This is a genomic window from Halalkalibacter alkaliphilus (assembly GCF_023555415.1).
Classification (GTDB): domain Bacteria; phylum Bacillota; class Bacilli; order Bacillales; family Bacillaceae_D; genus Halalkalibacter; species Halalkalibacter alkaliphilus.
The window spans coordinates 200,493-213,545 of the sequence record NZ_JAKRYL010000002.1 but is presented as its reverse complement, the minus strand read 5'-3'; the positions used below and the strand labels follow the sequence as shown (position 1 = coordinate 213,545).

Genomic DNA, 13,053 nt, shown 5'->3' with positions numbered 1-13,053 from the left:
ATATCATATTTAGTTGTTTACTTTTTCTTTTTTGTAACGTCTTACGCGAAGGTCAGCTTGAGCCTTATGTCCCATGAACCCTTCAAGTTCACATAGACGAGAACCATATTCACCGACAACAACACTTGCTTCAGGAGTAGCTTTTTGATATGTGCATGTCTTAAGGTACTTACCAACCCATAGACCGCCAGTGAATCTAGCCGCTCCTTTTGTTGGAAGTGTATGGTTCGTTCCAATCACTTTATCTCCATAAGCAACATTTGTTTCAGGGCCTAAGAATAATGCACCGAAGTTTGTCATGTTCTCTAAGAAGTAGTCTGGGTTTTCCGTTAGGATTTCCACGTGCTCATAAGCTAGTTTATCTGCTTCAACTACTGCCTCTTCTAAACTATCTACTATTATAATAGATCCATAATCATTCCAAGCTACGCTTGCCACATCCGCTGTAGGCAGTGTTTCAAGCTGACGCTCAATTTCTTTTACTGTTTCTTCAGCTAACGTTTTAGACGTTGTAATTAGAGCAGATGGAGATGTTGGACCGTGCTCTGCTTGACCAAGTAAATCTGTAGCAATGATTTCTGCATCTGATGTTTCATCTGCGATTACAAGTGTTTCAGTTGGCCCAGCGAATAAGTCAATTCCAACTCTTCCAAATAATTGGCGCTTTGCTTCCGCAACAAACGCATTACCAGGTCCTACAATCATATCTACTGGCTCAATTGTTTCTGTTCCAACGGCCATTGCTGTCATAGCTTGAACGCCACCTAAAATGTAAATTTCATCAGCGCCAGCTAAATACATTGCTGTTACCGTTGCAGCAGGAATTTCTCCTTTTATTGGAGGTGTGCAGCCAATCACTCGCTTCACTCCAGCAACTTTGGCAGTAAGAATACTCATATGCGCTGAAGCAACCATTGGATACCTTCCGCCTGGAATGTAACAACCTACACTATTCACTGGAATATTTTTATGTCCAAGTGTCACACCTGGCAAAGTTTCTACTTCAAGATCTTTAATACACTCTCTTTGCTTTTCTGCAAAGTTGCGGACCTGCGCTTGTGCAAACTTAATATCTTCAATTGTTTGTTCAGGAACTGAATTCACAATTTCAGCAATTTGTTCATCCGTTAAGCGAAAGCTTTCCGCTTTCCAGTTATCAAACTTTTCAGCTAATTCACGAACAGCTTTGTCACCATTTTCTTCAACATCTTTTATGATTCCACTTACTATTTCTTGTACCTTCGTATTTGATTCTTTGATTTCCACTTCACTTTTACCAGTTTTAAAAAAAGTAGCCATTTTGTTCACTCTCCCTTTCTTTTTGCATACGTATTCAAAAATAATCAAATAAAAATGTTTTTTCCATTGCAATCTTGAATATAAAAAATATTTAAATTTGAATACGTATGCAAAACAAATTATAAACACGTTTTTATAATCTGTAAACCCTTTCTTTCAAAAAAATGACTAATTTGTGTCGTAATTTCTCCATACTACAAGTAATATCAAACAAAATTACACTAAAAAGGAGTACGATTATGATAAAGACGCTGGACCTTACTAAAGCCATTTTAAAGCATGCCAAGCGTTTTGATTCTTTAGAAGAATTAGAACCATTATTACAGCAGGCAAGCGAAGCAAACTATGTCCTCTTAGGAGAGGCTACTCATGGCACATCTGAATTTTATTCATTACGTGCTGAAATTTCAAAATGGCTCATTTCTAAGAAAGGATTTCAATTCATTGCAGTAGAAGGAGATTGGCCTTCATGTTATGAAGCAAACCGATACATTAAAGGTTATAAGAATTCATATTCGAATGCAAAAGATACTCTTGCCGCATTTAAGCGCTGGCCATCATGGATGTGGGCAAATGCAGAGATAGTTCCATTTCTTGAATGGTTAAAACATTATAACTCTCATGAAGAAGCAACTGATAAAATTGGTTTTCACGGAATTGATGTGTATAGCCTTTGGGAGTCCATGTCTGAAATTGTAGATTATCTTAAAAGTATTGAGTCACCTGATCTAGAAAAGGCAAAAGAAGCTTTCACCTGTTTTGAACCGTATCACAAAGAAATGCAAATGTATGGTGTTTCGGCTACTTTTTATGCTCAAGATTGTTTTGAAGAGCTCGTAACCCTTCTAGAATCCATGCATAGCAATCGTTCGATTTATAAAAAGGACGCAGAAGCCGATTTAAACCTTAAAATGAATGCACTAGCTGTAGAGAACGCAGAAAGCTACTACCGCACGATGGTAACCAATGATAGTGAATCATGGAATATTAGAGACGAACATATGGTTGAAGCTCTCGATCAAATTTCGAATTACTATGGTCCTAATGCGAAAGGAATCATCTGGGAACACAATACACATATTGGAGATGCCCGTGCAACAGATATGGCGGAAGAAGGTATGGTGAACGTTGGACAGTTAACACGAGAAAAGTATGGAGATAATCACGTTTACGCGATTGGCTTTGGAACGTACGAAGGAACAGTGATCGCAGGTGAGAAATGGGGGGAACAAGCACAGAAAATGGACGTCCCTAAAGCGATAGCAGGAAGTTGGGAAGCTGAACTACATGAAGCAGGAGCATTTGATAAATTTATTATGTTTAATGAGGCGAATCACTCCTTATTTTCTGAAGTAATAGGTCATAGAGCCATTGGCGTCGTCTACAACAACCAATACGAACATTTAGGCAATTATGTTCCTTCAAGAATTTCGGAGCGTTATAACGCTTTTATTCATATTGAACAGACAGAGGCATTAACCCCCTTGTTTGATTAATAACAGCTTACAAAATGACCCGTACCTCCTGTTAAAAGAACGGGTCATTTTGTCTGTAATAAACCTCCTAACGGGATAATGTTAGTCTGTTCCATTCATGAGTAAGCTCAGCTAACTTATCTTTAATGTTATTTACTGATTGATCGTCACCAATTTTTTTGAAATAAGACAATTCAATTAAAAAATGGTCGATCTCGTTATAAACAGTCTCTTTATTTCTTTTTACATTACTACTATTTTTTGAGGCTGCTTTCATTGTAAAGTCAATATCATTGTCCAATAGCTTCAATACATTGGGACTTTTAAGCTTTGCCTCTACTAATTCAAGAAACCCTTTATGTCTTTTAAAGATTAATTTATTGTTTACTTCACTATTGTAAATGTTTAAGATCATTCTACCTTTATTGAAACCCCAAAAAATTCGATATTTATCTTGGAGTACCCCATTTATTAGCTTATCTAATTGGTTTTTAGGAACATAAATGGATAAATCATCATAATGCGTTGCTTCCATTTGAACACCCCTCACATTTATTGTACGAATCAGGTATTACTAATGTGTATACACTCAACCGAAACAATAGACTCTTCCAAGGGAACTGAAAAAGCTCTTTTTCTTTTTCAGTTCCCTTGAAGCAATGTGCTGAGCCGCTACGATCCTTTAAGTCAGCTATGAGCGGCTTTCTCTTAGCTTGCGTGCAGCGTGCGGAGCCATTGCTACTTAATCGAAGCACTGAAAAAGCTCTTTTTTCTTTTTCAGTTCCCTTCCCTATTCGTTTACGTTAACCAATAAAATGTAAGCCCTTACAATACTATTATATTCACGTTTTTTAAATCATGCCACATTTATTCACTTTATCCATAACTTCTACTGTTGAATATTGAACAAACAAAAAAAGACAATGTCTCATATTTGAGACACTGCCTTTTAAAAGCAATTTATAGTTTTACTACGTTAGCTGCTTGTGGTCCACGGTCGCCTTCTACGATTTCAAATTCAACTGATTGACCTTCGTCAAGTGATTTGAAACCTTCGCCAGTGATAGCGCTGAAGTGTACGAATACGTCGTTTCCGCCTTCTACTTCAATGAAACCGAATCCTTTTTCTGCGTTGAACCATTTAACTGTACCAGTTTGTGCCATGCTAAAAAACCCCAATCTTAAAATTATTTACTTAATATGCAATCGTATTTACAATCCGAGGTAAATAAAAATTCACATATTATAAGGAACATCAACCACGAATCGAGTGAATATCCCTTATAACATGTGAATACTGAACTCTTTTATGTGCTGCTAATTGATGCAATTTGTTTCTAATGGGAAAATATAAGGATCCATCAATCAATCTCCAGACGATGAAAGCCCTGCCTCTCGTTCATCCTTGCGGCTCCTTGACCGCGCCAGCTGAATGAAAAGCGCTACCTTTTTAAACTGAAGTTGACGACCGTTAATTTAACTATAGCCTATTTATTTGTAGATTGCAAGTAACTTTCCATTCTTTTGTTAAAAACTGTCCTGAATTTGGAAAGTAATGTATAAACCCCACCCTATTACTGAAACTGTTTCATAACAGGAGACTAAATAAAAACAGAGCTTCTTTAAAAAGAAGCTCTGAACTGTTATTTTTCTTTTCTTAATTACGGCTATAATAATCATTAATAGATTCAAGAATAGATTGATCTTCCTTGATTTCCACTGGCTTTTGTGATGAATTCGTTTTTACTTTTTTCATTTCCCTCTCACCCTTCTGTTTAGTATTTTGAATTTTTCTTCTCTTTATCTTGGTTTTATTATATATCATCTGTTCTATATCAGTCAACACCTTTTTTGTTGTTGTATTAATACATTATTATGTGAGTAATGTTAAAAATGACACAGACACAAAAAAAATAGGCTGACACAAAGTCAACCTACGATAGAGCCCTTCCTTTCCCAGAATCACTAATTGCTATTAGCCCTATAGGGTAAGGTTCAAAATATGTTTGATTTAATAAATATTCATTTTCAAAGCGGTGGCACCATGAATGAAGAATCCCAAGCACACTGCTTAATGGAATTTTTTGATTCTGATACTGATCTAACAACTGAAAGAAATGATCTTTTTCGGCTTTTGTAAGATGTTTAGAAAAGTAACCAAATACATGCTGACAAACATTCATATGTGAGGTTGGCTTTGCAGGATTAATAAACAACTCATCTAGTGCACGTTCGTAATTTTCAATTACCTGTTCAATGGAAAGGTGATCATGATTGGCAACGATTCTTCCAAGCTGTTTCACCTTGACTTGATCATAAGCCATAAATAAGTATTTATTCTTTGCATGGAAAAGAATCAGTTCTGATTTGCTCTTCATTTGCTTCACAGATCGAAATTCTGAAATCGTAAATAAATGGGTAAAAAAATGCTCTCTAAGAACAAAATTTCTAAGTCGCCCTTCGTCTTCACGAGGCTTTAATGGAAAGAAGTACTCAATACGAGTAGCAAAGATTCCACTACCATTTCGAATAACAGGAGATTTTTCGATCCCGCTATACACCTTTGCATCTGTTATTCCACACGTCGGCGAACGATTTTTTAATAAGAAACCATCTACTTCACCAATATCCCCTAGAAACTCATTAGCAAATTCCGTCATTTGAAGCGTCAAATCTTCATTCGTTTTCGGTTGAATTAATTTATTTTCATCTCCATCGGAAACAAGCCGAACTACTTCTCTTGGTGTTCCTAGACCAATTTCCATCTCCGGGCATATAGGAATAAATTCAACATAGTCGGCTAGCTTCTTAACGGTAGGCTCATTTATTTGATCGCCATTATATCTGCAAGCAGCAAACTCCATACATTTACTGACAACCACTTTCGGTTTAGCAAACGTCCGCACACCTTCACCTCTTATCTACTTATCATTCAGTTGCCTTCGAATGGCTAATGCGACTCCATCTTCATCATTTTGTTTTGTAACAAAGTCAGCAAGGTCTTTGATCGCTTGTTCCGCATTTCCCATCGCTACTTTATATCCTGCCACTTTAAACATGGATACATCATTAAAACTATCTCCTATTACCATTACTTCATTCATGGAAATCCCTAGTTGTTTTGCATAAGCTTGTACAGCGATCCCTTTTTGAGCTTGAATATTCGTAATCTCGATATTATCTGGAGCAGAAGCACTAACCGCTATGTTTGGAATTTCATGAAGCTTCTCTCTTACCTCATTTAGTTTCTGTTCGTCTTTTGAAAAAGCTAATACTTTTAAAATAATCGTATCTTCTTGATCTAGTAGTTCATCATAACTTCCCACTAAAGATATCGATCCCATCTCAAATCGCTCTTTAGCCATCGCTTGTAATGTTTTAAAATCCTCATCAGAACCTGATGAAACGAAAAAGTCAATAACTGCTTGAATGGCTTTTTCATAGTTATCAGAAAATGTTCCTCTGTTTGTATACAACTCAAAATAAATATCTTGTGTTAGCAACATATCAAATATTTCTTTGCTATTTTCTTTTAGAAGTGGGATCGTCGATAATAGTGTTTCATTTTCATCTCGAAACTGAGCTCCGTTCACACTAATAACAGGACAGGTAATTTGAGCTTGCTTTAATGGGTACCGAGCTTCTCTTTCATCTCGTCCTGTTGCAACAACAACCTCAACACCAAATTGTTGCGCTTCTTTCACTGCTTTAGCATTTTCTTTTGTAACTTCATGTGCGTCACCAAGTAACGTACCATCCATATCAATTGCAATTAATTTAACCAATGTATTTCCACTCCTATGTCTTGTCTCTTTAAGTTATTTTAATCCTTTTACTATATCATATTAAGAAATACAAAATATTTAAAAAGTAAAACACGAGCACGCATTAGCATACTCGTGTTTTATTCTTCATTTATTTGTCGTTCTCTCTTTTATTGTATTGCTTCATCATTTCCTCAATTTCAGCGAGTTCTTGATCTGCTTCTTTTGCCTGCAAATATTCGAGTGTATGCGCAACCCTGTTCCCTAACATCATAACCCCCAAAAACAACACAAATATGATAGAGATTGAAATAATTAATAATGCAGTATACATTTTGCGCTCCTCCTCTTCCCTTTGCTACATCATACGGAGGAACTTTAACGTTAATGCATACTTTTTCCTTCTCGATTCATACTAGGGGAAACGTTTGTATATCGGAGGTAGATGCACCTTGAAAAAGAAACATGTCTTTATCTTGTTTGGAACCAGTTTGATTCTTGCAAGTTGCGGAGCCGATTCGGAAGCTGATATTGTAGGTGATGTAGAAGCTCAACAATTTAGAGCTCATTATCAAAATGATGGCCCTGCCCCTCCTAGTATTAGAGATCAAAACAAACAAAGGGTTCCTCGTTATACTGCGCTTCAATCTTATGCAGATGAAGCCGGACATTATATTAGTGACACTGCCACCTTGTTAGAAGAGATTGCTCCGTTCTTTGATCAACCACATGTTCAATCCGCTGATGTTGACAATACGTTAAGTAAAATAAAAAACATCCGCGACAAGAGCTCTGAATTCATTGATTTAAATCGACCAGAACCGTTTGATAGTATGCATCATGTACATATTTCAACATTAATGGAACTTGATGCATTGGAGAGAATTTTAAAAGACATGAAAGATCCTGTTCATCATCTTCAAGTGACAAACGCTCGCGTCTATTACGAAAATGCAATTTTGTCACATAAATTAATGGAACGTGAATTCCTTTCAGTCACTGAAGACTTCGGAATTCATTAAACAATATTGGGTGTTCGACACAAAAAGAGCAGGGGTTTTTCTTCCCTGCTCTTATCTACGACCGCGTATTGCATCATCCACTAAATCAGTTAGTTCCCCAGCTGTTCCACCAATGGAATCAAATGGTTTATCAAGACCAACATGATGCTCGACAGCATTCATTCGGTTAATCATCTTTCGATCTGTTGTAATACGGACATTTCTAAGGTCTGTTATTTGTCGTACCTCTTCTTCCACTAACCTTTTTAACTTGACTCGATCTTGTTCACTTGACTCAACACCAATTACGATATGGTTGCCATCTGTCATAACATGGGCATCCCTAACATTTTCTAATGATTCAACACGCGTCTCAATTTCCCTCGTTATGTCGGTTGTTGCTTGCTGATTCCTTATTTTGTTCTTTCGCGCAACATGAGGATCGTTGCTGTATGAGTATTTATCACGCAAAACACCAGGACGATTACTAAGGATTCGGGCTCCTTGTTGATTAAGTCCCTCATGATTCATACTCAAATTCCGGTGCCTCGTTGTATATGAACCTCTATCTGTTAAATGACGTACTGGATCTGTTAACCCTTTTGGTGATTGATCTGGGACCATCATATCACTAAGAGGTCCTTCTAGAGCACGTACCTGCTGAACTCCATACCCATTAAAACCTTCATTCCTGTCAGGGCTGGCTCCCATTTCCGCTTCTTGAGGTATGGTGCATCCTGTTAATAATGCGGCCGTGATGACCAAATAACCTACACATTTCATTGGAATCCCTCCTACCTTTATTGTGCGGAGTAAATCCACATCTCAACCTGAAAATATCTAGAAATCAACTTGCAATTTTTGTCGTTTTATTACTAATTTCATCTATTTATGACTACTTTAGAAGAAACACTTTTCAACATACTTCTAATGGGTATAATAATTTTTATAAATAGACATTTGCTTAGACACATCAGCGCTTTTTCTCATTTCAGCCTAATCAAGTCGTCTGTTTGTTCATTCTTTTTGAGGTGGAGTGCAAAATGATATGTGTAGAAATAGAGCAAAAGCGATTACAAATGCTGAACCTTGCTAAAAAGTATGGAATGACAGCAAAAGTAACCGTTGAGTGTAGTCAAGAACTGGACAAGCTTTTAAATTTATTACAAAGAAATTCTCATTAAAGCATTGCAATCATCGTAAACATTTGGTAAGGTAGACACAAATTACGTTATATCTTACTTCATACATTGAAGTGAGGGTAGAGGTGCAAGGATCATAAGTACATTAGCGGAGGAGAATGAGCTCTGAAGATGCTAATTGGAAAGGGATACTTGCCGAAGTTAATGAGTTCTCATGTCTCATTAGCTGGGACTGTTCTAAATAAGGGCAGTACTGTCATATAGCAAAAATTGCTATATGGAGGGCTATCTCACACATTGAATTGGTTTTGCTGCATTTGCTAAACCTAACAACAATGAGTAGAGGCCTCATTGTTGTTTTTTTGTGCCTCCCAGTAGCCCATCTTCCCCTACGTATATAGAAAATTATTTATGAATTGAGGGTGAATTGGATGAATTTTGGTCGTATTATCACGGCAATGGTCACACCATTTAATCAACATGGACAACTTGATGTACCTGCAACACAAGAGCTCGTAAAACATCTTATCGCAAATGGAACGGATGCAGTCGTCGTAGCTGGAACGACAGGGGAGTCTCCTACTCTCTCTACAGAGGAGAAATTATTGCTGTTTAAAACTGTCGTTGAAACAGCAAATGGCCAAATTCCAGTTATCGCTGGAACAGGCTCAAATAATACTCAAGCCTCAATTGAACTTACAAAACAGGCTGAAGAAATCGGTGTAGATGGAATCATGCTTGTCGTACCTTATTACAACAAACCTTCTCAAGAAGGAATTTATGCGCACTTCAGTACGATTGCAAATGCAACGAAATTACCTGTCATGCTTTATAATATTCCTGGAAGAAGTGCGGTCAATATGAACGCAGAAACAACATTACGTTTAGCACAGCTACCTAATGTTGTCACAATCAAAGAAGCTAGCGGCGATTTAGATGCAATAGCAACAATCATCGAACACGCACCTGAAGGTTTTACAGTATATAGTGGAGATGATAGTTTAGCATTGCCTATGTTAGCAATTGGTGGGGCTGGAGTTGTATCCGTTGCTTCCCATATTGTTGGTAACGAAATGCAGCAAATGGTTCGTAACTATCAAGCAGGTCAGGTGACAGCTGCTGCTATGCAGCATCGTCAGCTTCTCCCAGTGATGAAGTCTCTATTTATGGCTCCTAACCCAACAGCTGTAAAAGCTGCAATGGAAATGAAAGGGATAAAAGCAGGCCCTGTTCGCTTGCCTCTAATTCCTTTAACGGCTGAGCAACAACAAGAACTACAGTCAGTTGTTCAACCAAACATTAATTTTTTTGTTAGCTAATTAATAGACCAAACCGCTCAGAGATCACTCTGAGCGGTTTTTATTTATTATTTGAATGTTTACAAGGCGCTTAGTGAACCACTTAGTAGGTAAATCACCTATATCCTTTTGCTTTTTCATATAAATATTGCACCCCATATAATAAGTATGCTTTATAGTGTAAGTAGATAAAAAACTGAAGAGGATTTAATTGATTAAGACGTATAATTTTATATTTTTTTAGAACATCAATGATTAAAAAAGCAAAAGTTGCATCGGCTACGACATTAAGAAAAACAAACTTTTTAAAGTTTCCAAATGAATATTTAAGCAACCACATGGAAAGTGGCATATAGGGGCCAACACTAAAAGGAAGTTCGTCCCTAAGAAATGATTTTTGTTTATCATAAAACTTCCACCAATTTCGCTTGTTTCCGTACAAATGATTGACAATCTCAAAAACAATAATAAAAAAACCTGCAAAAGAATAACGTTTCCTACTACTTTTTCCTATAAACAATAGAGATAACCACGGAATCATTAATGCCAAATTAAACACAAAATGCCTTTTTGTTATCATATGAAGTTTCACCTCAACCAACTTAATTTACTCTTATTAAAGTATCCAAACTCATCATTAATATAAGCAGCAAAAAACCAAAGCGCTGTTCGATTTGGCCTTTTGCTGCTTTACAATGTTTCTTTAGAATAATGGACACGCTAAGAAATACTACATGCTTTTTTTGTGTAACACTTTAGACATTTTTTTTGGTTTCATCAGTGCATTTTCTAAATAACCAGTTCCAAATAAAACACCGACCACAATAAAGATAAATCCAAACGTTTGATACCAATATACTTGTTCGTTTAAAAAAATAGCTGAACTAATTAAACCAAAGAAAGGCACGAAGTTATTAAAAATAGCTGTTTGCCCTGCTCCAATTTTTTGGATTGCAGCATTAAACAAAAAATGCCCAACCGCAGTAGCGACAATCGCTGAAACAAAAAAGATAACATAGATGCCTAACGGTGCGCCAATCATACTTCCAAAACTTCCTGGTTCTAACAGAAAGCTAATGAAAAGAAGTCCAATTGATCCAATTAGCAGCATCATGCTTGTCATTTGTTTTGAATCTAAAGTTGCAGTCGCTTTTTTAATATAAATAAAACTAATCGCTTGTGCGAACATTGCGATAAAAATATACATCTCACCTAGAGATATAGCACTATCTCCTCCCCCGCCTTGAATAAAAAGTACACCAATAAAACCTAAACCTATTCCGACGACCCTCCACCTCGTTAAGCGATCGCCAAGAAAGACAACAGCAAGAATCGAAGTCGACAGTGGGAGAAGCGCTAAAATTAAAACAGCATTCGAAGCATTAGTCATTGTTAAGCCCATCGCTAAAAAATAATGATGAGCAACGACACCAAAAAGAGCTCCTAATAGCGTGTATTTCCACTCTCTTTTCGTTAGCTTCCTCATTACTTGACTTCCAATAATGATAGCAGCTGTTGCCACTCCTGCAGCCATAATTCGAAATACGGTCATTGTTATCGGTGGAAACGCCTCTACTAACATTTTCAACATAACAACATTTAATCCCCAAATAATCATCACAAAAAAGACAATGCCATATGTGAATATCAGAGATTTTTCTTTCATAGCAAACCGTCCTCTCTACATTCCGTAGTAGTATCTTACCACCGCCAATATGTATGGTCACTAGTTTTTTCGTGTTACGTAACAATTTTTTAAATACGAACCCTTTACACTTGTGATAAAACACAAAAAAGGTGACTCAATAAGGTATGCTTTACCTCATGAGTCACCTTGCTCATTAAGACGTATGCTCATCTGATATGATTGATAACATCGGCTTTTCATACAAATCACGTGGGAAGTTTGTTAAAAGCTCAACACCTTGGTCTGTTATGCGAATCGTTTCCGTTATTTCCACTCCATAATCGTTATACCAAATACCTGGCATTAAATGAAACGTCATATTTGGCTTTAGGATTGTTTCATCTCCTGGCCGGAAGCTAACAGTATGCTCTCCCCAATCAGGTGGAAAACTTAGCCCAACCGAATAACCAAGCCTGGAGCTTTTTCTGTGCCCATGTTTACCAATTGTCTTGCTCCAGATTCGTTCAACTTCTTCCGCACGAATTCCAGGTCGAATAAAATCAAGTGTTGCCTCTATTCCTTCTTCAACGACTTTAGCAAGTTCCTTAACCTCGTTTGGCGCTGTGCCAATCGCCATCGTTCTTGCCATTGGTGCATGATAACGTTTATAGGCACCAGCAATTTCTAAAGTTAAAAAATCACCTTTTTGATAAAGTCGGTCCGTCCATGTGAGATGAGGGCAAGACGTATTCTCATTTGTTGGCATCATAGGTACAATCGAAGTATAATCCCCACCAAATTCTTTCGTTCCCTTTATTTGAGCATAATAAATTGCTGCTGCGACATCTGATTCTCGAACACCAACTTGAACACGTTCGTATGCTGCTGTCATGGCACTCTCCACAATCTTTCCTGCTCTTTTCATATAAGTGATTTCATCATTTGATTTTATAAGCCGAATCATATTTACCAAGCTTGACGTATCTTTAAATGTCGCATTTGGCAGACCGTGTTTTAACCGTTCGTAACAAAGAGCTGTAAAATAATGAACATCCATTTCTATACCAATCGTTCTCCTGCTCTGACCAATTTCCGTTAATATATTAGCGACAAAGTCTATCGGGTGTCGTTCCGTTGACTGAACATAAAAGTCAGGATAGGCAATAATATGGTGTTCATCAAGCCACGTTGTTTTTGCTACACCATTTGCGTCCATTTGACGCCCAATCCATAACGGTTGAGCGTCTTCTAACGTTACAACCATCATTTGATGGACATAAAAACTCCAAGCCGAATAATTTGTTAAATAATACATGTTGGAAGGGTTAGAAATAAGAAGAACATCAACTCCTTCATCAACCATCCGCTTTTTGACGGCCTCCAACCTTCTCGTGTACTCTTCTAATGCAAACAAAGATTTCACCCTCTTTCTATAGCCCCACTCTCA

At 37.1% G+C, this 13,053-nt stretch carries 14 protein-coding genes and 1 riboswitch; of the genes, 4 read left to right on the top strand and 10 right to left on the bottom strand.

Annotated features, from left to right (window positions below; genetic code table 11):
* Positions 1–9: 9 nt before the first annotated feature.
* Complete coding sequence (hisD, locus tag MF646_RS02615) at positions 10–1,299, bottom strand: histidinol dehydrogenase (protein WP_250094936.1); 1,290 nt, start codon at positions 1,297–1,299, stop codon at positions 10–12.
* A 239-nt stretch (positions 1,300–1,538) separates the two neighbouring features.
* On the opposite strand from hisD, the gene MF646_RS02610 reads away from it, so the two are divergent.
* Positions 1,539–2,795, top strand: a complete 1,257-nt coding sequence (locus MF646_RS02610; protein ID WP_250094935.1) for an erythromycin esterase family protein — start codon at positions 1,539–1,541, stop codon at positions 2,793–2,795.
* Between the two features lie 67 nt (positions 2,796–2,862).
* On the opposite strand, the gene MF646_RS02605 is transcribed toward MF646_RS02610, so the two are convergent.
* The 5 genes from MF646_RS02605 to MF646_RS02585 all read right to left on the bottom strand — a co-directional run bounded on the left by MF646_RS02605 (position 2,863) and on the right by MF646_RS02585 (position 6,872).
* A complete protein-coding gene (locus MF646_RS02605) occupies positions 2,863–3,309 on the bottom strand; it encodes a hypothetical protein (protein WP_250094934.1) in 447 nt (148 codons plus the stop codon).
* A gap of 425 nt (positions 3,310–3,734) precedes the next feature.
* A complete protein-coding gene (gene cspD, locus MF646_RS02600) occupies positions 3,735–3,938 on the bottom strand; it encodes a cold-shock protein CspD (protein WP_034633915.1) in 204 nt (67 codons plus the stop codon).
* Positions 3,939–4,708: 770 nt separating this feature from the next.
* Positions 4,709–5,680, bottom strand: coding sequence for a YbgA family protein (locus tag MF646_RS02595; protein ID WP_250094933.1), 972 nt, complete (start codon positions 5,678–5,680; stop codon positions 4,709–4,711).
* A gap of 15 nt (positions 5,681–5,695) precedes the next feature.
* Positions 5,696–6,559 (bottom strand): Cof-type HAD-IIB family hydrolase, encoded by an 864-nt coding sequence (locus MF646_RS02590; protein WP_250094932.1) that lies wholly within the window; start codon positions 6,557–6,559, stop codon positions 5,696–5,698.
* 130 nt (positions 6,560–6,689) lie between these two features.
* On the bottom strand, positions 6,690–6,872 hold the full coding sequence (locus MF646_RS02585) for a hypothetical protein (protein ID WP_250094931.1): 183 nt from the start codon (positions 6,870–6,872) through the stop codon (positions 6,690–6,692).
* Positions 6,873–6,990: 118 nt separating this feature from the next.
* Between MF646_RS02585 and MF646_RS02580 the strand changes: the two genes are divergently transcribed.
* Complete coding sequence (locus tag MF646_RS02580) at positions 6,991–7,560, top strand: hypothetical protein (protein WP_250094930.1); 570 nt, start codon at positions 6,991–6,993, stop codon at positions 7,558–7,560.
* Between the two features lie 51 nt (positions 7,561–7,611).
* On the opposite strand, the gene MF646_RS02575 is transcribed toward MF646_RS02580, so the two are convergent.
* On the bottom strand, positions 7,612–8,322 hold the full coding sequence (locus tag MF646_RS02575; RefSeq protein WP_250094929.1) for a YhcN/YlaJ family sporulation lipoprotein: 711 nt from the start codon (positions 8,320–8,322) through the stop codon (positions 7,612–7,614).
* Positions 8,323–8,582: 260 nt separating this feature from the next.
* On the opposite strand from MF646_RS02575, the gene MF646_RS02570 reads away from it, so the two are divergent.
* Together MF646_RS02570 and dapA are read left to right on the top strand one after the other, a co-directional pair.
* Positions 8,583–8,723 carry an aspartyl-phosphate phosphatase Spo0E family protein gene (locus tag MF646_RS02570; protein WP_250094928.1) on the top strand — a complete coding sequence of 47 codons (141 nt, stop codon included), beginning with the start codon at positions 8,583–8,585 and terminating at the stop codon, positions 8,721–8,723.
* A gap of 70 nt (positions 8,724–8,793) precedes the next feature.
* Positions 8,794–8,977: riboswitch (Lysine riboswitch) on the top strand.
* Between the two features lie 135 nt (positions 8,978–9,112).
* A complete protein-coding gene (dapA, locus tag MF646_RS02565) occupies positions 9,113–10,000 on the top strand; it encodes a 4-hydroxy-tetrahydrodipicolinate synthase (protein WP_250094927.1) in 888 nt (295 codons plus the stop codon).
* 94 nt (positions 10,001–10,094) lie between these two features.
* On the opposite strand, the gene MF646_RS02560 is transcribed toward dapA, so the two are convergent.
* From MF646_RS02560 to MF646_RS02550, 3 genes are all read right to left on the bottom strand, one after another.
* Positions 10,095–10,559, bottom strand: coding sequence for a hypothetical protein (locus MF646_RS02560; protein ID WP_250094926.1), 465 nt, complete (start codon positions 10,557–10,559; stop codon positions 10,095–10,097).
* 150 nt (positions 10,560–10,709) lie between these two features.
* Positions 10,710–11,645, bottom strand: a complete 936-nt coding sequence (locus MF646_RS02555) for a DMT family transporter (protein ID WP_250094925.1) — start codon at positions 11,643–11,645, stop codon at positions 10,710–10,712.
* Between the two features lie 175 nt (positions 11,646–11,820).
* On the bottom strand, positions 11,821–13,020 hold the full coding sequence (locus MF646_RS02550) for a M24 family metallopeptidase (RefSeq protein WP_250094924.1): 1,200 nt from the start codon (positions 13,018–13,020) through the stop codon (positions 11,821–11,823).
* Positions 13,021–13,053 lie beyond the last annotated feature (33 nt).